The organism is Pseudomonas sp. UTLPPB19802 (assembly GCF_059730225.1).
This window is the reverse complement of sequence record NZ_AP048545.1, coordinates 4,798,248-4,823,933: the sequence shown is the minus strand read 5'-3', so window position 1 is coordinate 4,823,933 and position 25,686 is coordinate 4,798,248. Positions and strand designations below refer to the sequence as shown.

The window sequence follows — 25,686 nt, the reverse complement described above, 5'->3', positions numbered from 1 at the left end:
AGTCGCCATCCTTCGCCATCAACGCTGGTAGGCCTTGCCGAAGTGCCGTTCCAGACGCGCCTGTACCAGTTCCAGCAGGATCGACAGCAGCCAGTAGATCACCGCCGCAGTGGTCAGCATCTCCAGATAGCGATAGCTGGAGCGGCCATAGGACTGGGCGAGGAACATCACTTCCCATACCCCCATCACCGAAATCAGCGACGAGTCCTTGAGCATCGAGATGAACTGGTTGGCAGTGGGTGGAATGATCACCCGCATGGCCTGGGGCAGGATCACGTGCCGGAAGATCTGTGGCCCGCGCATGCCCAGGGCCAACGCTGCCTCACGCTGGCCGCGAGCGACGCCGAGGATGCCGGCGCGGAAGATTTCGCTGAGGTAGGCCCCGTAGTTGAGCGACAGGGCGATGATGCCGGCGCTGATCGCTCCCGGCACCATGCCCAGTTGCGGCAGGCCCAGGTAGATCAGCAGGATCTGGATCAGCAGCGGTGTGCCGCGAAAGAACGAGGTGTAGAAGCTGGCGACCCCCACCAGTACCGCGCTTTGCGACAACCGCGCGAGGGCGGCGGCGAAGCCGAACAGGACCGAGACCAGCATCGAGCACAGGCAGAGGAACAGGGTCAGCGCCGCGCCCTGCAGGAAACCGTTCGGGCCCAGCTTGAAGCCGGCCAGATTGGGGAACTTGTCGACGATGATCGAGAATTTCAGGTCGAAACTCAGGAAGAACGCGACGAACAGGGCGAACAGCACCAGCCAGGTCAGGTACAGGCGGGTGCGAAAGCTCAACAGGCGAGGGCCCGCGGCACGGGCCACGGGCTTCGGGGCAGGCTGGAAGGCACTCATTTGCTGATGTCGGCGCCGATCCACTTCTGCGACAGGCGGGCCAGGGTGCCGTCGGCCTTCAATTCGGCGAACACCTGGCGGACCTTCGCGTCCCACTCGGGGTCGCCTTTCTCGATGGCGACCGAGTTGGGCTCTTCATACAGCGGGGCTCCCGCCAGCTTGAAGCGTTTGTCCTGGTCCAGGCGCGGTTGTGCGGTCACCAGGTTGGTCAGGATCGCGTCCAGGCGCACGCCGGCGCCCAGGCCCAGGTCCTGGAAGGCGACGTTGTCGGTGTCATAGGGGGCGATCTGGACGAAGTCGAAGGGGTAGTCGATCTTCTTGTCTTCGGCGCCTTCGATCACCAGGTTCTTATTCAGGTAGCTCTCGTAGCTGGACGCGCTGGTCAGGCCGACCTTGCGGCCATCCAGGTCCTTGGCCGAGTGGATGCGATCATCCTTGGCGTTGACGACGATCACCGCAGGCGAGGCGTAGTACTCCACCGGGAAGTCGAACACTTCGGCCCGCGCCTTGCTCGGGGTCATCGAGCAGATGCAGACGTCGTAGCGACCGCTCCAGCGACCGGCGGCGATCACGTCCCACGACGGTGTTTCCAGGCGCAGCTTGACGCCGAGCTTTTGTGCGACCGCCTTGGCCACATCGACGTCGAAACCGTCGAGCTGGTTCTGGTCATTCAGGAAGGAAAACGGCGGATAGCTTTCCATCAGCACGTTGACCAGTTCCTTGCGTGACTCGACACGATCGAGAGTGGCACCGGCAAACGCCTGTGAGGTAGCAGCGAGAGCGAGCAGCCCGGCACCGAGCAAGGAAGGAAAACGCATGTAAGCTCCTGAAAAGTTGGCTGAAAATTGAATTAAGCTATTAAATAGCTATAAGTGCACTGAATATAGTGAATTTTCTTCATAAGCACATTCAAGGAAGTTATATGAAACAACGATCGATGGTGGTGCTGGACGGTGGCATGGGGCGTGAGCTGCAGCGCAGCGGTGCGCCGTTTCGCCAACCGGAGTGGTCCGCGCTGGCGCTGAGCGAAGCCCCCGAAGCGGTCGTCGGGGTACACGCATCGTTCATCGCGGCGGGTGCGCAGGTGATCACCAGCAACAGCTATGCGGTGGTGCCATTCCATATCGGTGAGGAACGCTTTGCCCGCGAAGGGCGGCAGCTGGCGCAAATCGCCGGCAAGCTGGCGCGGACCGCCGCCGACGCCAGCGCCACTCCGGTGCGAGTGGCGGGTTCGCTGCCGCCGCTGTTCGGCTCCTACCGGCCAGACCTGTTCCAGCCGCAGCGAGTGGCCGAGGTCCTCACGCCACTGCTCGAAGGCCTGGCCCCGCACGTCGACCTGTGGCTGGCGGAAACCCAGAGCCTGATCGCCGAGGTCCGTGCGATCCATGCCCACCTGCCGGCTGACGGCAAACCGTTCTGGGTGTCGTTCACCCTGCAGGACGAAGATGTCGACGAAACGCCGCGCCTGCGCTCCGGCGAACCGGTGGCCGAGGCCATCGAGGCGGTGGCGGGCCTGGGCGTCGGCGCCGTGCTGTTCAACTGCAGCCAGCCCGAAGTCATCGGTGCGGCGGTGGATGTGGCGCGCTCGGTGATCGAGCGTCTCGACGCCGATATCGCCATCGGCGCCTATGCCAACGCCTTCCCGCCGCAGCCCAAGAAAGCCACCGCCAATGATGGCCTCGATGAGTTGCGCGAAGACCTCGACCCGCCGGGCTACCTGGCATGGGCTCGGGACTGGCAGCAACGCGGCGCCAGCATGATCGGTGGCTGCTGCGGTATCGGCCCGGAGCATATCGCCGAACTCAAGCGCAACCTGGCTTGAGTGAGCGAACCATGGATCCACTGCAGCAGACCCACTGGCTCGCCCGCGCCAGCCTCGCGTTCATCTTCGCCTACCATGGCCTGGTGCCCAAGCTCCTTGTCCTGAGCCCTGGTGAACGAGTACTGCTGCAGGCTCATGGCCTGGGCGACGCCACCTGGCTGTCACAAGCGGCTGGCGTGGCGGAACTGATCCTGGCCGTGTTGCTGCTCATGCCCAGGCTCGGCTGGCCGCTGATCGTGGCGGCGGCCGTATTGCTGGGCCTGCTGGTGGACGTGGCGGTGATGCAGCCGGCGATGCTGGTCGATGCCTTCAATCCGGTATCGCTGAATGTGGCTGGGATGGCGTTGTGTGCGATTGCGTTGATCACCCGGGATAGCGTCAGGCAAACGCCTTCTCGATGAAGGCCCCCAGCGTCTTCTCTTCCAGTATTTCGATGGAGAAGTGCCCGAAACGCTTGGGCAGCCAGATGATGCGTGTTCCGGATGGCGACTGCAGGTCCTCGCGGCTCAGTGGCCTGCCGTTCTCGTCTTCCGGCTGGACACCGGAGGCGACCAGTTCGTCGTAGGCTTTCTCGATGTCCGGAGTGGTGTAGCAATGGCGATAGATCATGCCTTCGCCCACCGTGCCGAGCAGTTGCCTGAGATTACCCGCCAGCGGCTGGACCAGCATGAAACGTTCCTGCCCGATCAGGGCAACGGCATAACGTACATGCAGGCCGCCACGATCCCAGACCTGTGTCGTGGAAATCTTCGCCTGGAGGATCTGGGCGTAATAGGCACAGGCTTCTTCGAGGTCATTGACCAGTACGTCTACGTGGCTGAACTTCAGTTCCATTACCTGCCTCCCTTGATCAAATCCACAGCATAAATCGGCCCGTTGGAAGTTGTCCTGTCACTGTCAGTCAAACAGTGGCACCTGTCGCCAAGACGTCCTTGGCGGCGGGCTCTTAAGCTGGCCTCCCGACCACCTCCGAGTTCGGACACAACAACTTCAATAACTCCGGATGAATGCCATGAGTGCGAATATTCAGACAACCGGCACGTTGCGCAAGAATGCCCTGGGCATGTGGAGCATCGTGTTTTTCGTGATTGCCACCAATGGGCCGCTGACCGGGCTGGTCGGTGTAGTGCCCACGGCGATCCTGATGGGCAACGGCGTAGGACTGCCGGGCGTGTTTCTGCTGGCTGGGCTGGTGTACCTGTTGTTTGCGGTCGGGTTCGTCGCCATGGGCCGGCACATCCGCAATGCCGGGGCGTTTTACGCCTACGTTTCCAGCGGACTGGGGCGGCCTTGCGGTACAGCGTCGGCCTTCCTGGCCATCACCGCGTACGCCGGCATGCAGATCGCCTGCTATGGCCTGATCGGTTTCTTTACCGCGCAGGCACTGGAAAGCTTCGGCATCAGCCTTTCGTGGTGGCTGGCGAGCATGGGCTACGCCGTGCTGATCCTCTGTTTCGGCACCCGTAACGTCGAGTTCAACGGACGTTTCCTGGCCTGGTTGATGCTCGCCGAGCTGGTGGTCATTGCCATCTTCGACCTGGCAGTGGTCGTCCATCATGGCGGTCCTGAAGGCTTCAGCCTGGCACCGTTGCAGCCGTCGAGTGTCCTGGCTCCCGGGCTGGGGGCGGCGCTGGTGTTCGTCGGCGGCGCCTTCATGGGGTTCGAGACCACCGCGATCTACGCCGAGGAAGCGCGTGACCCGCACAAGACCCTGCCGCGTGCGACTTTCCTCGCGCTGCTGATCATCATGGGCTTCTATGCCCTGTCGTCGTGGCTGATGATCGTTGCCATCGGACCGTCCAATGCAACCGCCTTCATCGAGCAGGATCCGGGCGCAGTGTGGTTCCGCCTGGCGAACGAGTGGGTGGGGCCGCTGCTCGGCGATTCGATCCATGTATTGCTGATCACCAGTCTGTTCGCCGTCTTGCTCAGTTTCCACAATTCGCTGTCGCGCTACCTGTTCGCCTTGGGGCGGGAAGGGATACTGGCCCGGCTGTTCGCGGTCACCCATGCACGGCATCAAACCCCTTGGTTGGCCAGTACCTTCCAGACTTTGCTGGCGTTGCTGATCATTGCCGCTTGCGGTGTGCAGGGGGCCGACCCGATCACCCAGGTCCTGCCGTTGGGGAGTGCGCCTGCCACCTTGGGAATCCTCGCGGTGCAGGTGATGGCATCGATTTCGGTCATCGCCTTCTTCCGTCGCGATACAAAAGGCAGCAACCTCTGGCAGCGGCTGATCGCGCCGCTGCTGAGTGCGGGCGCGTTGGGCTACGGCATCTACCTGATCGTGATCAACATGGCGTTGTTGACCGGTGGTGAGTCGATTTTCAATCAACTGATTCCACTGGGCATGCTCGGTGTCGCGATATCCGGCCTGCTGCTGGCCGGCTACCTGCGCTGGCGGCGGCCGCTGGTCTACCAGAATCTGGGGCGGGTGCTGGGCGAAGTCTGATAGCACGCAGCCGGTCCCTGGGGCGGCTGCGTGTTTCAGGTGCCGCTAGCCAGGCGGTAGTGCTTCGGTGACTGGCCATAGCGGGCCTTGAAGGCTCGGGAGAAGTGGCTCAGGTCGCTGAAGCCCCAGTCGAGCGCGACGGCCGAGATCTTCTGTTTATCGACGTGCTGCGCCAGTGCCTCGGCGCAACGTTCCAGGCGACGCTCCATGATGTAGCGGCCAATGGTCATGCCCTCATGGGCGAACAGTCGGTGCAGCGTGCGCAGCGAGCAGCCGATGTTCCGGGCAATCAGCGTCGGGCTCAGTTCGGGGTTGGCGAGGTCGTCGTTGATCGTCTGTTGCACCTTGTTCAGCAATTGAACCTGGGGGCGTGGAGCGTAAGAGGATTGTTGCCGTGTGTCTTCGCTCATCAGCGGCTGAATCAGACGCAATAGTGCGTCCATCATGGCCTCTGTCTCTTGCTGGTTGTCGCTGCGGCTTTCGAACAGTTCGCTGACCAGTGCGCCAGCGATTCGGCCCGGTCCCGAATTGGCGCGCAGTGTACGGTTGAGCAGCAGCCGGCGCCCGGATACAAGCCGCTGCACCGTGTGGCGCGGCAGGATCAACGACAATTGGCCGGCCATGCCCTGGAAGCGAATATCACAGGGCCGGGTGGCATCGAGCAGCACCATGTCGCCAGGCTGCAGCAGGCTTTGCTGCTCTCCATGCTCTATTCGGGCAGTGCCGCTGGATTGGTGCACGAGGAAGAAACAGTCGGTGTCGTCCTGGCGAATATCGTTGCGTCCGCGGTGGATATGCGGGCTGTTGCTGATGATCCGGGCGCCCACTCGCGTCGGGTCGACGGCGGGGGCGATGATGCGTCCGGAAAAGCCGGCGATGGCTTGGCCCGGCGGCGGTTCACAGTGAAATGCCCCGCAGTGGGCCTGCAGGGCGTGTTCCCAGCGGCCGAAGCCATCACGTCCCTGAAAGCGATCATCGTTCTGGGTGAACCCTTTCATTTTCCACCTCTGCACGCTTGTTCTTGTAATGGGTGCAATGTCGCCGCCAGTGGTGGCGGCGGATGGAAAGATAACATGTTAACGGAGTTCGTCTAGATACCGCCGAATTTCAGGTTTCGCGTAGAGAGCGGACCTATAGTGCAAACGCGGCAGTTGGCGTGCCCTGGTGAAAGAACATCTGCCAGCCCTGAGTTGTGTGCTTCCAGATCGATGACCTGAAGGCGAGGTTCGTCAGGTCGCCATCGCGCTCGACTTCTGCGGATTTGTAGGTGAGCAGGGCGACATCGTCGGAAATCCTGCGCAGGGAGAAGTCCCTGCTCATGAGCGTGGGATGCGCTTGGCTCTGTACGAGATCGCGCAACACCTCGTCCCTCGAGTAACGATTGCCTGAGCGGCCGATCTCCTGGAAGTCCGGATGCAGGAGGCTGTCGAGGCGGGCAGGGTCATTGCGTACCTCGGGGCGATGCAGGCTGGTTTCCAGCTGTTGCAGGGTATCGAGCAGTTCCACTTCCGAAAGGTCGTCCGAGTGCTTTTTACTTGTTGGGGACAGTCATGTGCTAGTGCCGCATCAACGAGACAAGGATGAAGACGCCCAGCGCCGTGCAGGCACCTAGCACGAATGGCAACCAGACCTGGTAGAAATCACTGCTCGGACTGCTCATTTCCTTGTTGAGCATGGCCAGTTCGGCACGTATCTGCTGCAGTTCTTCAGACTGCCTGCTTGAAGGTTTGGGATATCGGCTATGCATGATTTTCCTCATTGGAAGGGCATCGACAGGCATGCAATTGCTTTGATTCTGCTGATTATCTGTCGAGGAAAGTGAACAAGGTGACCAAAGCGGTAAGCAGCCCAGCCCCGACGACGAAGGGGTACAGGAGAGCTTCACGCTTGATCTTTTTTTCTTCTGCATTCAGCTTTCGTGTTTCCGCCAGACATTTGCGGTTTGTGACCGATAGATTCTCCAGTTCCAAGTCTTCTCGGTCTTCTCTCAGCATCGAGGTAATCCAGCGTAAGGTAGGGCAGCGGCAGTCCTGATGGGTGAATGCTGCGCCCATGGAGAGGATTTTTAAAGTGCAGCGGTGTTTCAGCTCGTGACCACCATTACAGGTCTTGAGCTGAGTTACATTCCAGGCTCAGTCAATCAACCCATTCTCATCATAAAACGGATACGGCCCCGCATATTCCCCGAACACGCCGTTATGTGTCACCAGCCCACGCTGCGGGTGCCAGGCATGCAGCAGGTACCCGGCCGGCTCCAGGTTGAAATGCGCCGGGGCCGCGTCCTGCAGATCCAGCACGATCTGGTGGGACGTCCCCGGACATACGCAACTGATACTGCCGCCAAAGCGCCGCTGCATGGGCCGGTGCATATGCCCGCAGAGCAGGCGCTCGACCTGCGGATGGCGGGCAATCACCGCTTCCAGCGCCGGAGCGTTCTGAAACGACTCGCGGTCCATGTGGCCGATGCCGGTGATGAACGGCGGATGGTGGAGGATCAGCAGCGTCGGTGTTTCGGGACGCAGTCCCAACTGCTTGTCGAGCCATTCGAGTTGCGCGTCCGTGACGCAGCCGCCATGGGCACCGGGCGTGGTCGAGTCTAGGCCAATCAGGCGTACCGGGTGCTCGTCCACTACCCAGTCCAGTGGACCGCCGGCCTTGCGCGGCAGGTAGTGGTGTTCAGGCAGGCCGGCCAGCAGGTGCTCGCGGTGGTCGTGGTTGCCGGGCACCAGGTAGCAGGGCATCTGTAGGCGCGCCAGCTCCGGGGCGAGTACGGCGTACTCAGCGGGCTGGCCGAAGTCGACCAGGTCGCCGCTGATTACCACGATGTCCGGGCGCGGGATGCTTGCGTTCAGGTGATCGACGGCGTGGCGCAAGGCGGCCAGGGTGTCGACCACGCCGTAGGTCAGGCGCTGCCCAGCCTTGAGGTGCAGGTCGCTGATCTGGGCGATTAGAAACGAAGAATTCAAGGAAACCTCTCGTACGGAGAAATCATCACGATTGCAGGGTGAACAACGCCTGGGGCTCGATGACCAGGGAAATCGGCGCGCCGGTGACGTGGACCTGCGCATCGCTGCTGTCCACCAGCAGCGGTTGCGCGGCTCCGACGTCCACCAGCAGGCGGCTCTGGGCTCCCTGGAAGAACTGCCCGAGCAGGCGGCCGCGCAGATGCCCGGCGCCGTTTTCCATCACGCGCAGGTGTTCGGGGCGGCAATAGACCGTGGCCGGTTGTTGCGTGCCGCTCCAGGGCAGTTCGCCGCCGTCGACCCGCAGGCCGTCACGGGGATACTCGAGCACGTTGAAGGCGTTGAGGTTGCCGACGAAGCCGGCGACGAAGGCGTTGGCCGGCTGCTGGTAGATCTCTCGTGGCGTCCCCAGTTGGGCGACACGGCCGTGCTCCATCACCAGGATGCGATCACCGAGGGCCATGGCTTCGCCCTGGTCGTGGGTGACGAACACCGAGGTGATGCCGAGGCTGCGCAGCAATTGGTCGAGTTCGCTGCGCAGGCGTTCGCGCAACTGGGCGTCCAGCGCCGCCAGCGGTTCGTCCAGCAGCAGGACCCGAGGCCGTGGAGCCAATGCACGGGCGAGGGCGACCCGCTGGCGCTGACCACCGGACAGTTCATGAATGCTGCGCTGGCCGTAGGCTTCAAGGCCCACCAGTTCCAACAGCTCGGCGCAGCGCCGCTTGCGCTCGGCGGCGGCGACGCCACGGACCTTGAGCCCGTAGACCACATTTTCGGCGACGTTGAGGTTGGGGAACAGCGCATAGTTCTGGAACACCATGCCAACGTCGCGACGCTCGATCGGCAGACCGGTGACATCCTGCTGGCCGAACCACACCTGGCCGCTGTCGGGGCGCTCCAGACCGGCGATCAGGCGCAGGGTGGTGGTCTTGCCGCAACCGGACGGGCCGAGGATGGCCAGGATCTCGCCGGGCTGGATCTCCAGGTCCAGCGCGTGCACGGCCACCGTGCCATCGGAAAAGCTCTTGCGGCAGCCTTGCAAGTGAATCGGGGTGCCGGTCATGGGCGTACTCCTCGGGACAGACGGGCACTGATGGCCTGCAGCGCAATCAGCAGCGGCACGATCAGCAAGAGGAAAATCAGCGTGTAGGCGCTGGCGACTTCCAGCCGCGCCGAGGCGTAGCTGTCGGCCAGGCCCACGGGCAGGGTCTTGGTCATCGGGGTGTGGAGCATCCAGGTCAGGTTGAACTCGCCGAGAGACAGGGTGACCACCATCAGCACCCCGGCGAGAATCCCGGCGCGGCTGTTGGGTACCACCACGCTGAAAAAGCGCTGCCAGGGACCGGCGCCCAGGCTCGCCGCAGCCTCTTCGAGCAGCGGCAGTTGCTGGCGCTGCATCACCGCCATCACCGGGCGTACCAGGAAGGGCAGGGTGAACAGCACATGACCGACCAGGATGAACAGCCAACTGCCACGGAAGGCGCCGAACTGGCCGTAGGTCAGCAGCAGTGCCAGCGCACTGGCCAGGCCCGGCATTGCCACCGGCAGCACCATCAGTTCCTCGACGGCGCGGCTGAAGCGGTTGTTCATCCGCACCAGGGCGTAGGCAGCCGGCACGCCGATCACGCAGACGCAGACGGCGCAGGCCAGGGCCAGTTGCAGGGACAGCCAGACGGTGTCGGCATAGGCCTGCCAGACCTGGACCAGCCAGGCGAACGTCAGCCCGCTGGACAGGCCCTGGAAATAGTTGCGGGTGAGCCCGGCGAGCAGGGACAGCAGCACCGGCACCAGCATGAAGGCGCAGACCAGCAGGGTGAATGCCAACTGCACGAAAAACAGTCTCGAGCGTTTCACAGCACGCTCCCCGACTGCTTGACCAGCCGCCGTGCCAGCAGCAACACCAGCCAGGTCAGGCCACCGAGCACCACCGACAGCGCCGCAGCCACGGCGAAGTTAGCGTAGTTGGTGAACACGTTGTAGATCGCCACCGGGGTGACGTTGAGCCGCGTGCCGAGGGTGAAGGCGGTGCCGAAGGCGCCCATCGAGGTGGCGAAGCAGATCGCTCCGCAGGACACCAGTGCCGGCGCCAGGCCGGGCACGATCACGTCGCGCACCACTGGCCAGAGCCCGGCGCCGAGGGAGCGGGCGGCTTCCTCCAGGCTGCGGTCAAGACTCTCGCAGGCGGCCATCACGGTGAGAATCACCCGCGGAATGGAGAAGTACAGGTAGCCGAGAAACAGGCCGGCCAGGGAGTAGGCGAAAATCCAGCGCTCGCCGGCCAGTTGCAGGCCGAGCTGGGCGAACAGGCCTTGGCGTCCGGCCAGCAGGATCACCAGGAAACCCACCACCACGCCGGGGAAGGCCAGCGGAAAGGTCAGCAGGGCCACCAGCAGTGAGCGACCGAAGAACTGCTGGCGGGCCAGGAACACCCCGCTGATGCCGCCGACCAGCAGGGCGGCCAGGGTGGTCAACGCTGCCAGCAGGGTGGTCTGCAACAGGCTTTCCAGGTACTGCGAGCTGCTCAGTACCTGCCAGTAACCACTGCCACCGGCATCGCGGCTTTGCGCGCCGAGCAGCACCAGGTGGGCCAGCGGCAACAGCCAGAACGCCAGCAGCAGCGCCATGGCCGGTGCCAGTGCCCAGGTCGCCGCCGAGGGCAGGCGCAGCCGCGGCCCACTGCGCGGGCGGGTGGCCAGGTGATTGTCGAGCACCAATGACACCTACTTCACCTCGCTCAGGTAGCGAGCGGCGAAGGCTTCCTGCACGGCAGCCATGTGTTCGTAGTCGACCACGCCGGCGCGGGCGTAGTCGCTGTCCGGCAGAAAGCGCGCGGCCACGTCGGCCGGCATCTTCATTTGCCGTACCGGGCGCAGGTAGGCATTGGCCCACAGGGCCTGGCCCTGGTCCGACAGCACGAAGTCCAGGACCTTCTGGGCGTTGGCCCGATGCGGAGCGTTGCCGACCAGACTCATCACGTAGGGCACGCTGAGGCTGCCTTCTTTCGGAATCACGAAGTCGACGTTGGCCTGGTCCTTGTAGCGGGCGCGGTAGGCGTTGAAGTCGTAGTCCACCAGGATCGGCAGTTCACCCGAGAGCACCCGCGCATAGGCGGTCTGCTTGGGCACGATCGGTGCGTTCTTCGCCAGTTTCTGGAAGTAGTCGATGGCCGGGGCGAAGTTGTCCAGGGTACCGCCCATGGCCTGGTTGATCGCCACCGCCGAGACATAGCCGACGAAGGCGCTGGACGGGTCGAGGTACCCGACCATGCCCTTGTATTCAGGCTTGAGCAGGTCGGCCCAGCCTTGCGGCACGGGCAGGCCGCCGAGGGCATCGACGTTGACCATCAGGCCGAGGGTGCCGGAGTGGATCGCGAACCAGTGGCCGGCCGGGTCCTTGAGACCGGCGGGAATCTCGTCCCAGTGCTTGGGCTTGTAGTCGCCCAGGACCCCGGCTTTCTGCGCCTGCAGGCCAAAGGTCACGCCGTAGTAGACCACGTCGGCCACCGGCGCTGCGCGCTCGGCCACCAGTTGCGCCAGGGCCTGGCCGGAGTTCTTGTTGTCCAGCGGCACCTGCACGCCGGTGCTGGCGGCGATGGCCTTGAGCTGGCTGCCCCAGTCGGCCCATTCGGGCGGGCAGTTGTAGCAGATCGCGGTTTCGGCTGCATGGGCGAGGCTGGCGATACTGCCGAGCAGCAGCGCCGCCAGGGTCTTACTGAGCGGGTTCATGAAGCGTCTCCTCGTAGGGCCGCATGCTTTCGCCGGGCCGGATATGACAGGGCAGGCACTGGGAAGTGGGACTGGCGCCGTTGATTCGCGCCAGCAGGTGCTCGATCACGGTGTTCGCCAGGGTGGTGATCGGCTGGACCACGCTGCACAGGGTCGGGTGCATCTGGGTGCCGATGGCAATGCCGTCGAAGCCGATCACCGACAGTTGTTCAGGCACGCCCCAGCCGTTGCGGCGCAGTTCGGCGATCAGGCTGATGGCCAGCAGGTCGTTGGAGCAGACCAGCGCGCTGGGTGCCTGGGGGCCGCGCAGCAGCGGTTCGATGGCGCTGAAGTCGGCGCGGGTGTGGGCCGGCATCTCGATCACCGGCAGGGGCGCCAGGTTGCGCTCCTGCATGGCGTCGCAGTAGCCGGCGTAGCGCAGGCGAGCGCGGTCCGATTGCAGGGCCGGGCCGGCGACCATGCCGATGCGCGTGTGGCCGGCTTCGAGCAGGTAGCGGGTGGCCAGGGCCATGCCGGCGCGGTTGTCGACCGAAACTGCGCAATAGTCGGTGTTGTCCGGCTGGTGGTAGGCGAGCACGAACGGCGTGTCCTCGCAGGCCAGGTTTTCCAGCAGGGTGTTCTGCTCGACGTCGGTGACGGTGAGGATCAGGCCGTCGACGCGCTGGCGCAGCAGTTCCTCGACCACCGCGCTTTCGCGTTCGGCGGCGTAGTCGGTGGTCGCCAGCAGCAGGTTGTAGCCCCAGGCGCTGGCGGCACGTTCCATGGCCTGGAACTGCTCGGCGAACACCGGGTTGAGCAGGTTGGGCACCACCACGCCGATCAGGTTGGTCTGCTGCAGGCGCAGTTGACGACCTAGGTGGTTGGGACGAAAGCCCAGCTCGCGGGCGGCAGCGAAGACCTGCTCGCGGGTTGCAGGGCGCACCACTTCGGGAGTGGCGAATGTTCGGGCCGCGGTCGCCCGGGAAACCCCGGCCAGACGGGCCACTTCTTTCAAGTCGGTCATTGTCGCGTCCTTGAGATCGATCTCATTGGGCGGCGACAGTACGGGTCGAAGATGGCGAAAAGATAAAGAAGCGATGACAGTTTGAAGTCGTGGGTGGCGGTGTTGTTGCCACTGGCGCATTCGCGGCGGTCCGACGCCTCGGTAAATCCGGCTCCCACGGAGTGCATGGCTTGAGAACGACGCTAACCCTGCAGGAGCTGGATCATCCGCGAAAACGCACTGTCAGGCGATAGATAAGGTCACTGTCAGAGTGGAATTGCCAAATTCAGCTATCATGAATTTTGTCAAATGACTGTCAGTCTTTGGTCGAAAAAAGGTAGGAAAACGACACTTTTTTTGACGTATTTACGTACGCAGGAGACAATGGCATTTCTGCCACCATCGATGCTGGCCAGTCTCTCCGTTTTTCCGGAGCCGGACTGCCCTGAAAGCCGCGTATTGGTCGACTATCCGGTCGCCAAGTGGCCTGTTCGTCGGCGGGGGCCGGAGCCAGGCGGCTGCGCTGCCGGCAGTGTGTGCGACCGCGCACCAACAGAATTCGTGTCACTCAAGTCAGCTGAAGCCAACAACGATAAGAAGTCAGCGCAGGAGCGACATTAAAAGTGAGGCCGAGCCATTCGTGGCGGCCTTGTGTGCCCATCCTCCAGTTTTTCGAGTGCGGGAGTCCACGGTGTTTCCGTGCGTCGCGGCCCTGCATGAGCGAGAGCGGAGGAGCGGATGGCGTCTATCGTAGGATGACAATATGTTGAAAAAAGTGAACACGGCGCTGTTGGGCCTGGCCTTGTCGATGGGGGTTTCGTCCTCGTTCGCGGCCGAGTCCAAGAAGGTCGATGTGCTGCTGATCGGCGGCGGGATCATGAGTTCGACCCTGGGTATCTGGTTGAATGAGCTGCAGCCTGACTGGTCGATGGAAATGGTCGAGCGTCTCGACGGCGTCGCCGAAGAAAGCTCCAACGGCTGGAACAACGCCGGTACCGGTCACTCGGCACTGGCCGAGTCGAACTACACCCCTTACGGCAAAGACGGCAAGATCGACATCTCCAAGGCGATCGAGATCAACGAGTCGTTCCAGATCACCCGTCAGTTCCTGTCCTGGCAGGTGCGTCAGGGCGTGCTGAAGAATCCGCATTCGTTCATCAACTCCACCCCGCACATGAGCTTCATGTGGGGTGACGATAACGTCAAGTTCCTCAAGGATCGCTACACTGCACTGCAGACCAGCCCGCTGTTCAGCGGCATGCAGTACACCGAAGATCAGGAGCAGATCAAGAAGTGGGTCCCGCTGATGATGCAAGGGCGTGATCCCAAGCAGAAGATCGCCGCGACCTGGACCCCGATCGGCACCGACGTGAACTTCGGCGAGATCACCCGCCAGTACGTCGCCCACCTGCAGGCCCAGCCGAACTTCAAGCTCAAGCTGTCCAGCGAAGTGCAGGACATCAAGCGCAATGAAGACGGCAGCTGGCACGTCACCTACAAGAACCTGAAGGACGGTAGCGAAACCGCGACCGACGCCAAGTTCGTGTTCATCGGTGCCGGTGGCGGTGCGCTGCACCTGCTGCAGAAGTCCGGTATCCCGGAAGCCAACGACTATGCTGCCTTCCCGGTAGGTGGTTCGTTCCTGGTGACCGACAACCAGGACATCGCCCTCAAGCACATGGCCAAGGCCTACGGTATCGCGTCGACCGGTGCACCGCCCATGTCGGTTCCGCACCTGGACACCCGCGTGCTGGACGGCAAGCGCGTGATCCTGTTTGGCCCATTCGCGACCTTCTCCACCAAGTTCCTGAAGAACGGTTCGTACTTCGACCTGCTGACCAGCACCACCACCCACAACTTCTGGCCAATGACCCGCGTGGGTATCGACCAGTTCGACCTGGTCCAGTACTTGGGCGGCCAACTGATGATGTCGGATGACGATCGCTTCAACGCCCTGAAAGAGTACTTCCCAGAGGCGAAGAAAGAAGACTGGCGCCTGTGGCAGGCCGGTCAGCGCGTGCAGATCATCAAGCGTGACGAAGAGAAGGGCGGCGTCCTGAAGCTTGGCACCGAAGTGGTGGCGGCCAAGGACAACAGCATCGCCGGCCTGCTGGGTGCATCGCCAGGTGCCTCGACTGCTGCGCCGATCATGCTCGGCGTGCTGGAAAAGATCTTCAAGGACAAGGTGGCGACGCCTGCCTGGCAGGAAAAGCTGCACCAGATCGTTCCTAGCTACGGCACCAAGCTGAACGGCAACCCTGAAGCCGTGCAGAAAGAGTGGAACTACACTGCCGAAATCCTGCAACTGGCCACCCCTCCGGTGATCGGTCAGACCGCGGCGGCGCCGGCTGCAGCACCTGCTGCGACCGACAAGCCGCAGGTTGAGGATCCGAAGTCCGACATGGCGCTGTAAGCGACCTGAGCGAATTTTGAGCCTCACGAAAACGCCACTCAATCGAGTGGCGTTTTTGCATCCGGCGTTCGCCAGCCCGGATGAATCGAATGATTTCAGCGTGCCGTGGTCAGATCTTTTGCATCCGTCTTGAACCAAGGAGTCGTCCATGACCGTGAAGTCCCTGATTGCCGGCTTGTCCCTGTTGGCCTGTTCGGCCGCTGTCACGTTGCCGCTGCAGGCGGCGGAGTCCACCGAGGAAAAAGTCCCGTCGACCTTCAGCAGCGGTGAGCTGGTGGTGGGGGATCGTGCGCCGGCGGTCTATCAGCGTGAGTCGGAGGCATTGCACGACTGGAAAAAGCGTGGCCTGCATGCGCCCGAGGAAGACAGCCAATGGGTGAAGATCAAGAACCAGTACGTGCTGGTGGCGATCACCAACGGCAAGATCATCGAACTCAAGCCGGTCAAGCATTGAGTTCCGCCCCGGCAGCTGTGCCGAATTCGTCACGACTGCCGGGCAAACCGATCAAGCTTCGGGCGGGCCGATAGGCAACTCTGGGAGACTTTCTTCTGGAGCTGCCCATGACTCGACTGACCCTCGACCAGGCCCATGACCTGGCCAAATCGATCCTGCTGCACAACGGTTTCAGCCCCGCCCATGCCAATGCCGTGGCCGATACGGTGACGGCCGGCGAACGCGATGGCTGTGCTTCCCATGGTTTGTACCGGGTGCTTGGTTGCGTTGCCTCACGCAAGGCCGGCAAGGTCGAGGCCGCTGCCGAGCCCGAGGTGATCGACCAGGCTCCGTCGATCGTGCGGGTCGATGCCGCCGGCGGGTTCTCCCAACTGGCGTTCCAGGCCGGTTTGCCCTCGTTGGTGGAGAAGGCCAGGGCCACCGGCATTGCCGCGTTGGCGATCAACCGCTGCGTGCATTTTTCCGCCTTGTGGGTCGAGATCGAGCAACTGACCGAGGCCGGGCTGGTGGCGCTGGCCTTTACCCCGAGCCATGCCTGGGTGGCGCCGGCCGGCGGCAACCGGCCAGTGTTCGGCACCAATCCAATCGCCTTTGGCTGGCCGCGTCCGGGGCGCGAGCCGTTTGTCTTCGACTTTGCCACCAGTGCCATTGCCCGTGGCGAGATCGAACTGCATCGACGGGCCGGCAAAGCCATTCCCCAGGGCTGGGGCGTGGATGCCCAGGGGCAGCCGAGTACCGACCCGAACGTGGTACTCGACCTCGGAGCGATGCTGACGTTTGGCGGGCACAAGGGCTCGGCGCTGGCGGCGATGGTGGAGTTGATCGCCGGACCGTTGATTGGCGACCTCACCAGCGCCGAATCGCTGGCCCATGACGCGGGCAGCAAGTCCTCGCCGTACCATGGCGAGATGATCATCGTTCTTGATCCACGGCGATTTCTGGGAAATGCCACTGAACAGCACCTGGAGCGGGCCGAACAGTTGTTCGAGAGTATCCAGGGGCAGGGCGCGCGGTTGCCATCGCAGCGCCGCTATGAGGCTCGCGAGCGTAGCCGGGAGCACGGCGTGGAGATCCCCGAAGCGCTGTACCGCGACCTCAAGGCATTGCTTGAGTGAGGGTGAGTATTGTGGAGAGTGAACATTGTGGCGAGCGGGCTTGCCCGCGTTGGGCTGCAAGGCAGCCCCATTACCTGCTGACGCGGAATACCTGACACAGCGCGGTGCCTGGCTTCAGGGCTGCTGCGCAGCCCAGCGCGGGCAAGCCCGCTCGCCACAGGGGAGGAGGGGCAGGTATTACGGTTGAGCAGGCATTGGGCAATGGCAGGCAGACCCTAGCCAGACCCAGAGCTTCACATCAGGGTCTCCCAGGATGAGGCGAAGACCCCACGTGTGGCGAGCGGGCTTGCCACAGGGGAGGAGAGGCAGGTATTACGGTTGAGCAGGCGTTGGGCAATGGCAGGCAGACCCTGACCAGACCCAGAGCTTCACATCAGGGCCTCCCAGGATGAGGCGAAGACCCCACGTGTGGCGAGCGGGCTTGCCCGCGTTGGGCTGCAAGGCAGCCCCAGTACCAGCTGACGCGAAGTACCTGACACAGCGCGGTGCCTGGCTTCAGGGCTGCTGCACAGCCCAGCGCGGGCAAGCCCGCTCGCCACAGGGGAGGAGAGGCAGGTATTACGGTTGAGCAGGCGTTGGGCAATGGCAGGCAGACCCTGACCAGACCCAGAGCTTCACATCAGGGCCTCCCAGGATGAGGCGAAGACCCCACGTGTGGCGAGCGGGCTTGCCCGCGTTGGGCTGCAAGGCAGCCCCATTACCTGCTGACGCGGAATACCTGACACAGCGCGGTGCCTGGCTTCAGGGCTGCTGCAAAGCCTAGCGCGGGCAAGCCCGCTCGCCACAATGAGAGAAGGCAGCCAATGTGGTGGGGCAGGCACTGCCGGGTCGGCAGGCTGCCCCGGTTCCCGTCTCAGAGGCCTACATCCGGCAATGCCGGCCGATTGGCCAAGGCCTTCGCCATGATCTGCTCGACGAACACCCGGTCCACCTCCGGCAGCGCCAGGCGCGGTGGGCGGGTCAGGGCGCTGCCACGGCCGGCGATGGCTTCGCACAGCTTGATGCACTGCACCAGGTCCGGCCGCGCATCGAGGTGCAGGATCGGCATCAGCCACTCATAGATCGGCATCGCTTCGGCGAAGCGGCCAGCCTTGGCCAGGCGGAAAATGGTCTCGCCTTCCTTGGGGAACACGTTGGACATCCCAGACACCCAACCCTCCGCACCCACCGCAATGCTCTCCAGCACCACGTCGTCGAGGCCGGCGAACAGCACGAAACGGTCGCCGACTTCATTACGCACGTCGATGAAACGGCGGGTATCGCCAGAGGAGTCCTTGAAGCACACCACGTTGTCGCAGTCGGCCAGGGAAATCAGGATGTCCGGCGTCACGTCGTTCTTGTATATCGGCGGGTTGTTGTAGACCATCAGCGGCACGTCGGCGTGCCTGGCCACATAGCGGTAGTGCTCGGCGGTCTCGAACGGCTTGGAACCATACACCAGCGCCGGCATCAGCATCACCCCGTCGACCCCGACCTGGCGCACCGCGTTGGCGACCTTGGCCGCCTGCACGCTGGTGAACTCGGCAACGCCGCAGATCACCGGCACCCGACCCTTGGAGGCGTCCACCGCGACCTCGGTGACAGCGATCTTTTCCTCGGCGGTCAGCGAGGTGTTTTCCCCGACAGAGCCACAGACCACCAGGCCCGAGACGCCGTCGCGGATCACGTTGGAGATCACTTGGTGGGTCTTTTCCAGGTTGATGGAAAAGTCGTCGTTGAACTGCGTGGTGACGGCGGGGAAGACGCCGCTCCAGTTGATACGTTTGCTCATGATTGACTCCTGGTTTAATTGTATTTCGTATACGATGTTGCTGATAAAAATCGGTGATTCATGTGTCTCATCGAGCGCCATTCCAGCGCCTGGGGGTGTGGCAATGGGAACGAGTCAGGCTCCAGGCCAGGTGTCCGACAGACGATAACCCTTTGGCCATGGGTCGGCCGGGTCCAGCAGCAACTGGTGGGTGCCGGTGATCCAGGCCCGGCCGGACAGGCACGGGTAGATGGCCTCGCGTCCGGCCAGTTCGGTCCGGGAATCGATGCGGCAATGGAATTCGGAACCGATGATCGAGCGGCCGATGAAGCGATCGCCGACCTTCAGCACGCCCTTGGCCTGCAACACCGCCATGCGCGCCGAGCAGCCGGTGCCGCAGGGCGAGCGGTCGATCTTGCCGGGACGGATGACCACGGCGTTGGCTCCGCTGGCGACGCCGTTCTCGTAGACCAGCGGCGCGGCGATCTGGCAGAAGGAAATGTGCGACCAGTTCGGGTTCAGCGGGTGGACGAACCCCAGTTGCTCGTTGGCGGCACGGGTGATCTTCAGGCCGGTCTCGACCAGGTCCCTGGCCTCGTCAGGGCGAATGGCGAATCCCAGGGGCTGGGCATCGACGATGGCGAAGCTGTCGCCGCCATAGGCAGTGTCGACCTTGATCGAGCCCAGGCCCTCGACTTCGATCCAGGCGTCGAGCCGATCGGCGAACGACGGCACGTTCCTGATCTCCACCCGCTGGACCTTGCCGTCCTTGCACTCGGCCACGGCCTCGATCAGGCCGCCGGGAGCCTCCAGTACCAGCCGGGTCTGCGGCTCGGTCATGGGCAGGATGCCGCTGTCGAGCAGCACCGTGGACACACAGAGCGAGTTGGAACCGGACATCGGCGGCGTGTCGGCCGGCTCCATGATGATCCAGGCCATCTGTGCCCGTGGGTCCTTGGCCGGCACCAGCAGGTTGACGTGACGGAACACCCCGCCGCGTGGTTCGTTGAGGACGAAATTGCGCAGGGTTTCATCCTGGGCGATCCAGCGCGACTGCTCCCACACCGTGGCACCTGGTGGCGGGGCGACGCCGCCGACGATCACATCGCCGACTTCGCCTTCGGCGTGGCAACTGACTACATGAACGATCTTCGAAGAACGCATTGCATACTCCTCTTTTGACAGCTCACTGATCCTGTAGGAGCCGAGCTTGCTCGCGAACCGCCAAGGGCGGCCATTCACTTCGCAACCGTGGCCGCTTTACCATTGCTTTCGCGGGCAAGCCCCGCTCCTACAGGGACGCTGTTGATTTCAACAGCGTGTTCAGTCATTTCACTGATTTGAGAAACGCCGCCGTTTCCGGCTGCTGCGGGTTGCCGATGACCTGGTCCGGCGCGCCGATCTCGTGCACCAGGCCATTGCGAAAGAACGCCACGCGGTCGGAAACGTCCCGGGCGAAGCGGATCTCGTGGGTCACCAGGACCATGGTCATGCCGTCTTCGGCCAGCATGCGCATGGTGTCCAGTACCTCGCCGACCAGTTGCGGGTCGAGCGCCGAGGTGGCTTCGTCGAACAGCATGTAGTCCGGCGACATGGCCAGGGCGCGGGCGATCGCCATGCGCTGTTGCTGACCACCGGAAAGCTTGCCGGGGAAGGTTTTGAGCTTGTCGCCCAGGCCCACGTGGGTCAGTTGCCGCACCGCCAGTTCCTCGGCTTCCTGCCTGCTCCTGCCGAGCACCTTGCGCGGCGCCAGCATCACATTCTCCAGCACGGTCAGGTGGGGGAAGGCGTTCCACTGCTGGAACACGATGCCGATCTTCTGCCGCAGCTTGTTCAGGTCGGTGGCACGGTCGTGGACCTCAATGCCATCGACCCGGATGCTGCCCTTGTGGATCGACTCCAGGCCGTTGATGCACATCAGCAGGGTCGACTTGCCGGAACCGGAGCCGCCGATGATCGACACCACCTCGCCCTTGTTCACCGTCAGGCTGACGCCCTTGACCACTTCCAGGTCGCCGAAGGATTTGTGTACGTTGTCGATCTCAATCATTTTCCTGCCACCTTCTTTCCAGACGAGCACCCAGGCGAGCGACCACCAGGCTCATGACGTAGTAGATAAGGCCCGCGATGCACAGCACCAGCAGCGGTTCCTGGATGCGCGTGACGATGGTTTGCGAGGCGCGCAGCAGTTCGATGATGCCGATCCACATCACCAGCGCGGTGTCCTTCATGACCCCCAGCACCAGGTTCAGCCAGCCGGGAAAGGCCACCCGGGTGGCCATCGGCAGGACGATCCAGCGCAGGTCCTGCAGGTAGCTCAGCCCCAGCGAGCGGCTGGCCCGGCGTACGCTCGGCGGCACCGAGAGCACGCCGCTGCGCACGATTTCGGTGAAGTACGCGGCGGCATAGATTCCCAGCACGATGCAGCCCACCGAGAAGGCGCTGATCTTCAGGCCGATGAGGCTCTTGAACGAGTTGAACAGCACGAACTGGATCAGCAGCGGCACGCTGCGAAACACGTCCAGCACCCAGGCCAGCGGCAGGCTTGCCCGTGGCAGCAGTGCGCGGAGCAGGCCGAACAGCAGGCCGGCGACGCTGCCCAACAGGATCGACCAGAACGTCAGTTGCAGCGTGACCCAGGCGCCGCTGAGCAGGAACAGCAGGTCATTGGCGGTAAGACTCGTGGAAAACATGGATCAGCCCCCTCAGTAACGGAACAGCCGCCAGGACAACAGCCGGGCCACCGCGACGATCGCCTTGGCGATCAGGTAATACAGCACGGCCGCGATGGCGAAGTATTCGAAGGTGCGGAACGTCCTGACGTTGTATTCCTGGGTCACCCCGGTCAGGTCGTTGTTGAGCCCGACGACCACCCCCAGCGACGTCATCAGCACCGCCCAGACCATCTGGTTGGTCAGGGGATAGAACACCACCCGCAGCAGTTGCGGCACGACGATCATCCGGTAGGCCTGGAAGGCGCTCATGCCCAGCGAGCGGGCGGCGCGCATCTGGGTGCCGGGCACCGCCTTGAGGCCGCCACGAAAGTTTTCCGCCAGGTAGCCGGCGTTGTTGAAGGTGATTCCGGCCAGCAGCGCCAGCCACGAACTGACATGCAGCCCCAGCGAACCGAGGCCGAAGTACAGGATGTAGATCTGGAACAGCGACGGGGTGTTGCGGGCAATCGACACCCAGCCATTGGCGAAGCCACGCAGCACCGGCTGCCTGGCCTCGCGCATCACTGTCAGGGTGAGGGCGATCAGCACGCCGAGGATCATCGACAGCGCTGCGGTTTCGAACGTCACCCAGGCACCGCCGAGCATGTCGGGCAGGGCCCGGAACGCTGCGCGCCACTGGAAGGTGTAGTTGAAGTTAAACATGAGCCGCTTCCTCCTGTTGCAACCAGGCCGGCAGGCGTCCGCTGGCGCGCGCGGTGCAGGCGCTGTCGACGCATTCGGCGAGGTTGGCGAAGTGCACGCTGCGCCCGACCAGGCCGGGTGCGTAGTGGGCGTATTTGCCAGAGTTGGTCATCAGGGTCCGGGCGCCGGGCGGGATTACTGGTTCGCCGACCATGCACCAGCAGGTGTCGGTGATCAGCATGGCGCCGAAGGCGTCGATAGCCTGCAAGTGGCCTGCTGCGCGGGCTTGCTCCAGTACGGCCCGGCCACAGGTGATCGCCACGACCACCGAGGGATGCTTGTGGCGGCCCTGGCACAGTCGCGCCAAGTGGGCGAATTCGCCAAGGGAGAAGTGCGGGTTGCCCAGCGAGATGACGTCCACGGCTGGGGTGCGGGCGCTGTTCAGCTCCTGCCAGCTGTCCAGCAGGTCTCCCAGGTTGATGCGTTCCACGGGGAGCGATTCACTCGCCACTTGCGTCGGGTCGAGGGCTTCCGGAGTGACCCCGGCGATATGGAACAGGGGGGCCGCCGAGGTGGTGGCGAACGCCGCGCCAAATGCCTTGAGGTCGTCGAGGCCGGGCTGGCTGCGCTCCAGTCCGCGTATGAGCGGGATGTGGCTGCCGCAGAGCATGCCGACGTGGTAGCCGAGCAGCGGATAGAAGGCGTCGTCGAGGTTTTCCAGCGCGGGCACCTCGATCTGCAATTGTGCCTTGCGCTGTTCGGCCAGGTGGCAGCCGGTCAGTGGCGCACGACCGGTCAGGGCGATGCAGATATCCAGGTAGTCGGGGTACTTCTGGGTCCGCGCACCGAGCACGCTGTTGGCATAGACCACGGCGTTGGACTCGGCCCAGACGATCTGCTCGCCGGCCTTGGGCGCACTGTCGAGCAGGTAGGGCGCGCAGGTGTAGCTCAGTTGCGCGCCCATGGCCATGTAGGCCGTGCCCAGGGCGCTGGCCGGTTCGCCGAGTGCCGGGTCGACCCCCAGCTCACGCCAGCGGCGCTGGTCCACGGAGATGGAATTGAGGGTGGTCGGGACACGCACCTGCGCGCCCCATTGCACCAGTTGTTCGGCAAAGCGCAGGCTCGCCGGCCCGGTATAGATGCAGCCGTCGATATGCGCCTGGGTCACGTCCAGCAGCGCCGGAGCGCCTTGCAGTTCGGCCATTTGCAGGACGATCTGCATGGCCACCTGGGCGGCCTTGCCATGGTGGCCGTCCAGCAGGTCCTGGTCGTGTTCGCTGAGTGCCAGCCTGGCCGTCGCCGCGCGGGGTGACGAGGGCACTGCCGGTGCCTGCCAAGCCTCTTCGGGGCAGGCATCGAACAGGCTCAGGCGCGTGCCTTCAACGCGGGCAAAGGCCTGGCCACGCAGGGTGGCAAAGGCCTCCCGGCCGATGCACAGCACCGGCAGGGAACGCTGGAAAATCACCTGTGCCACCAGCACGCCGAGGGTCAGGATTTCGTCGGCTTCGGCCAGCACCAGGGCGGCCGGCGCATGACCATTGCTGATCGCCTCCATCATGACACTGCTGCCGGTGCACGAGCCGCGCCCGCTGGGTAGGGCCAGCACGCGACCGGCCAGGTGTTCGCCGCTCAGGGGATGATGGCGGTCGATCACCTCGCCGCTGAACGGGTCGACGCCGCCCCAGAAACTCAGGCCGACATCGGCGAACAGCAGGGAACCTTGGGCAGACCCGTCGACCAGGCTGCGTCCGGTCAGGACAGTGGGCGTGCTGGGCATGCAGCTGTCCTCAGTAGTAGACGTGGGGAACGGTCAGGTCGGTCGGTGGAATTTCTTTACCGACCCACTTGGTGAACAGTTCCTTGTAGCGTCCGGTACGCACCTGCTGGTTGACGAACAGGTTGAGGTAGTTGATCAGGCCGTACTCGTTGCGCGCCGCACCCAGTGACACGTAGTCGATCACGTAGGGTGCGTTGCCGACGACTTTCAGGCCCTTGTATTTGCCTGACGCGAGCGTGGCGGCTGCCACGGTATTGGTGACGACGGTGGCATCGATATGCCCCTGGGCCACGGCCAGGATGGTGTCGTTCTGCGACTGGTAGGCGCGGAAGCTGCCGCTGCCCCAGCTCTTCTGGTCCTTCTCCAGGGCGATGGCTTCATAGGTGCTGCTGGTGTTGCCGACGTTCTTGCCCTTGAGGTCCTCGTACTTGGTGATGCCGGTATCTTCGCGGGTCAGCACGACCATCTGGAAGGCGAAGTAGGGGATGGTCATGCCGATGGTCTTGGCGCGTTCGAGGGTGTCGGAGGTGGATGCGGTGATGACATCGACGCGATCCGACATCAGGGCCGGGATGCGATCGGCGAACGGTGTTTCGACGACCTCGGCGGTGACCCCGAGGACTTTCGCCAGGTCGTTGCAATAATCGACGTCGAAACCCACCGGCTTGTTGCTGGCGTCACGCGAGCCCATGGGTGGGAAGTCGAGTGTTACCGCGCAACGCAGCTTGCCCGAGCTGATGATGTCATCGAGCTTGTCGGCGTGGGCGGTGGCGACGAAGGAAGAGCTGAGAACCACACTGAGCGCTGCGGCAAAAACGGGAGTTTTCATGGATGCCTCGTTTGTCGGTGAGTGGTGTTGGCTATCGTATTATGAATTTCGTATACGATATTAGATTAGCAATGACTGTGCCTGATTCCAGTCGCGTGGGTGAATTCGTTGTCGGGCCTTGGGTTAGAGGGGCTTGCTTGGTTGGCAGGCTCTTCTGGTTGATGGGCGTGGGGTAGTGTGCGGTGTTACAGAAGGGAGCAGGTAGTGGGGAGTACGCCCCCTAACGGAACACAGCGTATCGATGCACGGTGGTGGCGAGCGGGCTTGCCCGCGCTGGGGGCGCAGCCCCCCGAAACCAGCGAACGCGGAGTCTCGGAAGGCATCAGGGTTTACAGCGGCGTTGCCGTCGAGAGCGGCGGTGCGGCGTCCCGACAATCCTGCTCACCACAACAATGCCAGGCCGTCAGCTTTGCCGATGGGTCCCGCGATAATGGCTTGGCGACAACCCGGTCAGCGCGCGGAATTGGCGGCTGAAGGCGCTGTGATCGGTGTAGCCGCAGCGCAAGGCAATCTCGGTGATCGGCAGCTCGGCCTGCAACAGAAGCTGTGAAGCTTCTTCCAGGCGTGCCTTGTGAATCATCTGTCGTGGCGTGAGCTGGAAGATCCGCTTGCACTGGCGCTCCAGTTGCGCGACCGACAAGCCGGCGATCCGGGTCAGTTCGGCCAGGCTGATGGGCTGGGAGAAGTGGGCGCGAATATGTGCGTCCACCGCCGCGACCTTCTGAAAGGACGGGTGGTTCGACTGCGGCAATTGCAGGTCGCGGGAAATCCCCGCCAGCCCCACGATCTGTCCTTGCGGGTCGCGCAGTGGCACCTTGTGGGTCAGGCACCAGATCGGCTGGTTGCCGTAGTACAGGTGCAGTTCCAACTGGTCGGACAGCTCGCGACCACTGCTCAGCACCCGACGATCCTGTTCGGTGTAGGAAGCGCCGAAACGTTCGGGGAACACCCGGTCGGCGGTCAGCCCCAGCAGTTGTCCGGTGTGCTTGAAACCGCAACGCCGGGCCAGGGTGTGGTTGGCGAAGGCGTAGCGGGCCTCGGGGTCCTTGATGAAAAACACCACGTCGGCCAGGGTATCGAGCAACGGTGCGATGGCGTGCAGGCTGCTCAGCAGGGTGGTCAGGTCGCAGGGCTTGAAGCTGTTGAGCGAGGCATACATGGCGGCAGGCGTCTGGTGGCAACCCTGGGGATCATAGAGATCCGCCGGG

28 protein-coding genes are annotated in these 25,686 nt (G+C 63.5%); 7 read left to right on the top strand and 21 right to left on the bottom strand.

Annotation, left to right across the window (positions count from 1 at the left end):
- Nucleotides 1-18 precede the first annotated feature (18 nt).
- Together AC6I6U_RS20865 and AC6I6U_RS20860 are read right to left on the bottom strand one after the other, a co-directional pair.
- A complete protein-coding gene (locus AC6I6U_RS20865) occupies nt 19-840 on the bottom strand; it encodes an amino acid ABC transporter permease (protein ID WP_497877918.1) in 822 nt (273 codons plus the stop codon).
- Nucleotides 837-1,658 carry an ABC transporter substrate-binding protein gene (locus AC6I6U_RS20860; protein ID WP_497877917.1) on the bottom strand — a complete coding sequence of 274 codons (822 nt, stop codon included), beginning with the start codon at nt 1,656-1,658 and terminating at the stop codon, nt 837-839. The genes AC6I6U_RS20865 and AC6I6U_RS20860 overlap by 4 nt, the downstream gene beginning before the upstream one ends.
- Before the next feature lie 119 nt (nt 1,659-1,777).
- On the opposite strand from AC6I6U_RS20860, the gene AC6I6U_RS20855 reads away from it, so the two are divergent.
- On the top strand, nt 1,778-2,662 hold the full coding sequence (locus AC6I6U_RS20855; RefSeq protein ID WP_497883074.1) for a homocysteine S-methyltransferase family protein: 885 nt from the start codon (nt 1,778-1,780) through the stop codon (nt 2,660-2,662).
- Nucleotides 2,663-2,673: 11 nt separating this feature from the next.
- Nucleotides 2,674-3,063: a DoxX-like family protein gene (locus AC6I6U_RS20850; RefSeq protein ID WP_497877916.1), complete on the top strand. Its 390-nt coding sequence runs from the start codon at nt 2,674-2,676 to the stop codon at nt 3,061-3,063.
- Here AC6I6U_RS20850 and AC6I6U_RS20845 read toward each other — a convergent pair.
- Nucleotides 3,041-3,496, bottom strand: coding sequence for a VOC family protein (locus AC6I6U_RS20845; RefSeq protein WP_497877915.1), 456 nt, complete (start codon nt 3,494-3,496; stop codon nt 3,041-3,043). The genes AC6I6U_RS20850 and AC6I6U_RS20845 overlap by 23 nt on opposite strands.
- Nucleotides 3,497-3,674: 178 nt before the next feature.
- Here AC6I6U_RS20845 and AC6I6U_RS20840 point away from each other — a divergent pair, with 178 nt between their 5' ends.
- The gene (locus AC6I6U_RS20840) at nt 3,675-5,114 is read left to right on the top strand and encodes an APC family permease (protein ID WP_497877914.1); all 1,440 of its coding nucleotides are present in this window, start codon (nt 3,675-3,677) and stop codon (nt 5,112-5,114) included.
- A gap of 35 nt (nt 5,115-5,149) precedes the next feature.
- Here the strand turns inward: AC6I6U_RS20840 and feaR are convergent, their stop codons facing one another.
- The 10 genes from feaR to AC6I6U_RS20790 form a co-directional block, all read right to left on the bottom strand.
- The gene (feaR, locus tag AC6I6U_RS20835) at nt 5,150-6,112 is read right to left on the bottom strand and encodes a transcriptional regulator FeaR (protein WP_497877913.1); all 963 of its coding nucleotides are present in this window, start codon (nt 6,110-6,112) and stop codon (nt 5,150-5,152) included.
- Nucleotides 6,113-6,245: 133 nt separating this feature from the next.
- Entirely contained in the window at nt 6,246-6,620 is a 375-nt protein-coding gene (locus tag AC6I6U_RS20830) for a nuclear transport factor 2 family protein (RefSeq protein ID WP_497877912.1), read from the bottom strand.
- Nucleotides 6,621-6,669: 49 nt separating this feature from the next.
- Nucleotides 6,670-6,861 carry a hypothetical protein gene (locus tag AC6I6U_RS20825; protein WP_497877911.1) on the bottom strand — a complete coding sequence of 64 codons (192 nt, stop codon included), beginning with the start codon at nt 6,859-6,861 and terminating at the stop codon, nt 6,670-6,672.
- Between the two features lie 55 nt (nt 6,862-6,916).
- Nucleotides 6,917-7,108 carry a hypothetical protein gene (locus AC6I6U_RS20820; RefSeq protein ID WP_497877910.1) on the bottom strand — a complete coding sequence of 64 codons (192 nt, stop codon included), beginning with the start codon at nt 7,106-7,108 and terminating at the stop codon, nt 6,917-6,919.
- Nucleotides 7,109-7,246: 138 nt separating this feature from the next.
- Nucleotides 7,247-8,080, bottom strand: a complete 834-nt coding sequence (locus AC6I6U_RS20815) for a phosphodiesterase (protein ID WP_497877909.1) — start codon at nt 8,078-8,080, stop codon at nt 7,247-7,249.
- A 25-nt stretch (nt 8,081-8,105) separates the two neighbouring features.
- Nucleotides 8,106-9,140, bottom strand: coding sequence for an ABC transporter ATP-binding protein (locus tag AC6I6U_RS20810; protein ID WP_497877908.1), 1,035 nt, complete (start codon nt 9,138-9,140; stop codon nt 8,106-8,108).
- Complete coding sequence (locus AC6I6U_RS20805) at nt 9,137-9,931, bottom strand: ABC transporter permease (RefSeq protein WP_497877907.1); 795 nt, start codon at nt 9,929-9,931, stop codon at nt 9,137-9,139. Before AC6I6U_RS20805 ends, AC6I6U_RS20810 begins: the two co-directional genes overlap by 4 nt.
- The gene (locus AC6I6U_RS20800) at nt 9,928-10,701 is read right to left on the bottom strand and encodes an ABC transporter permease (RefSeq protein WP_497883073.1); all 774 of its coding nucleotides are present in this window, start codon (nt 10,699-10,701) and stop codon (nt 9,928-9,930) included. Before AC6I6U_RS20800 ends, AC6I6U_RS20805 begins: the two co-directional genes overlap by 4 nt.
- 96 nt (nt 10,702-10,797) lie before the next feature.
- A complete protein-coding gene (locus AC6I6U_RS20795; protein ID WP_497877906.1) occupies nt 10,798-11,802 on the bottom strand; it encodes an ABC transporter substrate-binding protein in 1,005 nt (334 codons plus the stop codon).
- Complete coding sequence (locus tag AC6I6U_RS20790; protein ID WP_497877905.1) at nt 11,786-12,805, bottom strand: LacI family DNA-binding transcriptional regulator; 1,020 nt, start codon at nt 12,803-12,805, stop codon at nt 11,786-11,788. Before AC6I6U_RS20790 ends, AC6I6U_RS20795 begins: the two co-directional genes overlap by 17 nt.
- Before the next feature lie 288 nt (nt 12,806-13,093).
- On the opposite strand from AC6I6U_RS20790, the gene AC6I6U_RS20785 reads away from it, so the two are divergent.
- The 4 genes from AC6I6U_RS20785 to AC6I6U_RS20770 all read left to right on the top strand — a co-directional run bounded on the left by AC6I6U_RS20785 (nt 13,094) and on the right by AC6I6U_RS20770 (nt 16,766).
- The gene (locus tag AC6I6U_RS20785; protein ID WP_497877904.1) at nt 13,094-13,405 is read left to right on the top strand and encodes a hypothetical protein; all 312 of its coding nucleotides are present in this window, start codon (nt 13,094-13,096) and stop codon (nt 13,403-13,405) included.
- Nucleotides 13,406-13,547: 142 nt separating this feature from the next.
- Nucleotides 13,548-15,197, top strand: coding sequence for a malate dehydrogenase (quinone) (gene mqo, locus AC6I6U_RS20780; protein ID WP_497877903.1), 1,650 nt, complete (start codon nt 13,548-13,550; stop codon nt 15,195-15,197).
- Nucleotides 15,198-15,345: 148 nt separating this feature from the next.
- Entirely contained in the window at nt 15,346-15,651 is a 306-nt protein-coding gene (locus AC6I6U_RS20775) for an RcnB family protein (RefSeq protein WP_497877902.1), read from the top strand.
- Nucleotides 15,652-15,758: 107 nt separating this feature from the next.
- On the top strand, nt 15,759-16,766 hold the full coding sequence (locus tag AC6I6U_RS20770) for an Ldh family oxidoreductase (RefSeq protein WP_497877901.1): 1,008 nt from the start codon (nt 15,759-15,761) through the stop codon (nt 16,764-16,766).
- A gap of 853 nt (nt 16,767-17,619) precedes the next feature.
- Here the strand turns inward: AC6I6U_RS20770 and AC6I6U_RS20765 are convergent.
- From AC6I6U_RS20765 to AC6I6U_RS20730, 8 genes are all read right to left on the bottom strand, one after another.
- Nucleotides 17,620-18,537, bottom strand: coding sequence for a dihydrodipicolinate synthase family protein (locus tag AC6I6U_RS20765; protein WP_497877900.1), 918 nt, complete (start codon nt 18,535-18,537; stop codon nt 17,620-17,622).
- A 114-nt stretch (nt 18,538-18,651) separates the two neighbouring features.
- Nucleotides 18,652-19,680: a trans-3-hydroxy-L-proline dehydratase gene (locus AC6I6U_RS20760; RefSeq protein ID WP_497877899.1), complete on the bottom strand. Its 1,029-nt coding sequence runs from the start codon at nt 19,678-19,680 to the stop codon at nt 18,652-18,654.
- Nucleotides 19,681-19,843: 163 nt separating this feature from the next.
- Entirely contained in the window at nt 19,844-20,566 is a 723-nt protein-coding gene (locus tag AC6I6U_RS20755) for an amino acid ABC transporter ATP-binding protein (RefSeq protein ID WP_497877898.1), read from the bottom strand.
- Nucleotides 20,559-21,209 (bottom strand): amino acid ABC transporter permease, encoded by a 651-nt coding sequence (locus AC6I6U_RS20750; RefSeq protein ID WP_497877897.1) that lies wholly within the window; start codon nt 21,207-21,209, stop codon nt 20,559-20,561. Before AC6I6U_RS20750 ends, AC6I6U_RS20755 begins: the two co-directional genes overlap by 8 nt.
- A gap of 12 nt (nt 21,210-21,221) precedes the next feature.
- Entirely contained in the window at nt 21,222-21,893 is a 672-nt protein-coding gene (locus AC6I6U_RS20745; protein WP_497877896.1) for an amino acid ABC transporter permease, read from the bottom strand.
- Nucleotides 21,886-23,649, bottom strand: a complete 1,764-nt coding sequence (lhpI, locus tag AC6I6U_RS20740) for a cis-3-hydroxy-L-proline dehydratase (RefSeq protein WP_497877895.1) — start codon at nt 23,647-23,649, stop codon at nt 21,886-21,888. Before lhpI ends, AC6I6U_RS20745 begins: the two co-directional genes overlap by 8 nt.
- Before the next feature lie 10 nt (nt 23,650-23,659).
- On the bottom strand, nt 23,660-24,478 hold the full coding sequence (locus tag AC6I6U_RS20735) for an ABC transporter substrate-binding protein (RefSeq protein WP_497877894.1): 819 nt from the start codon (nt 24,476-24,478) through the stop codon (nt 23,660-23,662).
- A 403-nt stretch (nt 24,479-24,881) separates the two neighbouring features.
- Nucleotides 24,882-25,637 (bottom strand): AraC family transcriptional regulator, encoded by a 756-nt coding sequence (locus tag AC6I6U_RS20730; RefSeq protein ID WP_497883072.1) that lies wholly within the window; start codon nt 25,635-25,637, stop codon nt 24,882-24,884.
- Between the last annotated feature and the right edge of the window lie 49 nt (nt 25,638-25,686).

Excerpts from the sequence above, each read along its gene's own strand:
- AC6I6U_RS20865 (WP_497877918.1), bottom strand. The coding sequence starts at position 840 with ATGAGTGCCTTCCAGCCTGCCCCGAAGCCCGTGGCCCGTGCCGCGGGC.
- AC6I6U_RS20860 (WP_497877917.1), bottom strand. The coding sequence starts at position 1,658 with ATGCGTTTTCCTTCCTTGCTCGGTGCCGGGCTGCTCGCTCTCGCTGCT.
- AC6I6U_RS20855 (WP_497883074.1), top strand. The coding sequence starts at position 1,778 with ATGGTGGTGCTGGACGGTGGCATGGGGCGTGAGCTGCAGCGCAGCGGT.
- AC6I6U_RS20850 (WP_497877916.1), top strand. The coding sequence starts at position 2,674 with ATGGATCCACTGCAGCAGACCCACTGGCTCGCCCGCGCCAGCCTCGCG.
- AC6I6U_RS20845 (WP_497877915.1), bottom strand. The coding sequence starts at position 3,496 with ATGGAACTGAAGTTCAGCCACGTAGACGTACTGGTCAATGACCTCGAA.
- AC6I6U_RS20840 (WP_497877914.1), top strand. The coding sequence starts at position 3,675 with ATGAGTGCGAATATTCAGACAACCGGCACGTTGCGCAAGAATGCCCTG.
- feaR (WP_497877913.1), bottom strand. The coding sequence starts at position 6,112 with ATGAAAGGGTTCACCCAGAACGATGATCGCTTTCAGGGACGTGATGGC.
- AC6I6U_RS20825 (WP_497877911.1), bottom strand. The coding sequence starts at position 6,861 with ATGCATAGCCGATATCCCAAACCTTCAAGCAGGCAGTCTGAAGAACTG.
- AC6I6U_RS20820 (WP_497877910.1), bottom strand. The coding sequence starts at position 7,108 with ATGCTGAGAGAAGACCGAGAAGACTTGGAACTGGAGAATCTATCGGTC.
- AC6I6U_RS20810 (WP_497877908.1), bottom strand. The coding sequence starts at position 9,140 with ATGACCGGCACCCCGATTCACTTGCAAGGCTGCCGCAAGAGCTTTTCC.
- AC6I6U_RS20800 (WP_497883073.1), bottom strand. The coding sequence starts at position 10,701 with ATGGCGCTGCTGCTGGCGTTCTGGCTGTTGCCGCTGGCCCACCTGGTG.
- AC6I6U_RS20795 (WP_497877906.1), bottom strand. The coding sequence starts at position 11,802 with ATGAACCCGCTCAGTAAGACCCTGGCGGCGCTGCTGCTCGGCAGTATC.
- AC6I6U_RS20790 (WP_497877905.1), bottom strand. The coding sequence starts at position 12,805 with ATGACCGACTTGAAAGAAGTGGCCCGTCTGGCCGGGGTTTCCCGGGCG.
- AC6I6U_RS20785 (WP_497877904.1), top strand. The coding sequence starts at position 13,094 with ATGACTGTCAGTCTTTGGTCGAAAAAAGGTAGGAAAACGACACTTTTT.
- mqo (WP_497877903.1), top strand. The coding sequence starts at position 13,548 with ATGTTGAAAAAAGTGAACACGGCGCTGTTGGGCCTGGCCTTGTCGATG.
- AC6I6U_RS20775 (WP_497877902.1), top strand. The coding sequence starts at position 15,346 with ATGACCGTGAAGTCCCTGATTGCCGGCTTGTCCCTGTTGGCCTGTTCG.
- AC6I6U_RS20770 (WP_497877901.1), top strand. The coding sequence starts at position 15,759 with ATGACTCGACTGACCCTCGACCAGGCCCATGACCTGGCCAAATCGATC.
- AC6I6U_RS20765 (WP_497877900.1), bottom strand. The coding sequence starts at position 18,537 with ATGAGCAAACGTATCAACTGGAGCGGCGTCTTCCCCGCCGTCACCACG.
- AC6I6U_RS20760 (WP_497877899.1), bottom strand. The coding sequence starts at position 19,680 with ATGCGTTCTTCGAAGATCGTTCATGTAGTCAGTTGCCACGCCGAAGGC.
- AC6I6U_RS20755 (WP_497877898.1), bottom strand. The coding sequence starts at position 20,566 with ATGATTGAGATCGACAACGTACACAAATCCTTCGGCGACCTGGAAGTG.
- AC6I6U_RS20750 (WP_497877897.1), bottom strand. The coding sequence starts at position 21,209 with ATGTTTTCCACGAGTCTTACCGCCAATGACCTGCTGTTCCTGCTCAGC.
- AC6I6U_RS20745 (WP_497877896.1), bottom strand. The coding sequence starts at position 21,893 with ATGTTTAACTTCAACTACACCTTCCAGTGGCGCGCAGCGTTCCGGGCC.
- lhpI (WP_497877895.1), bottom strand. The coding sequence starts at position 23,649 with ATGCCCAGCACGCCCACTGTCCTGACCGGACGCAGCCTGGTCGACGGG.
- AC6I6U_RS20735 (WP_497877894.1), bottom strand. The coding sequence starts at position 24,478 with ATGAAAACTCCCGTTTTTGCCGCAGCGCTCAGTGTGGTTCTCAGCTCT.
- AC6I6U_RS20730 (WP_497883072.1), bottom strand. The coding sequence starts at position 25,637 with ATGTATGCCTCGCTCAACAGCTTCAAGCCCTGCGACCTGACCACCCTG.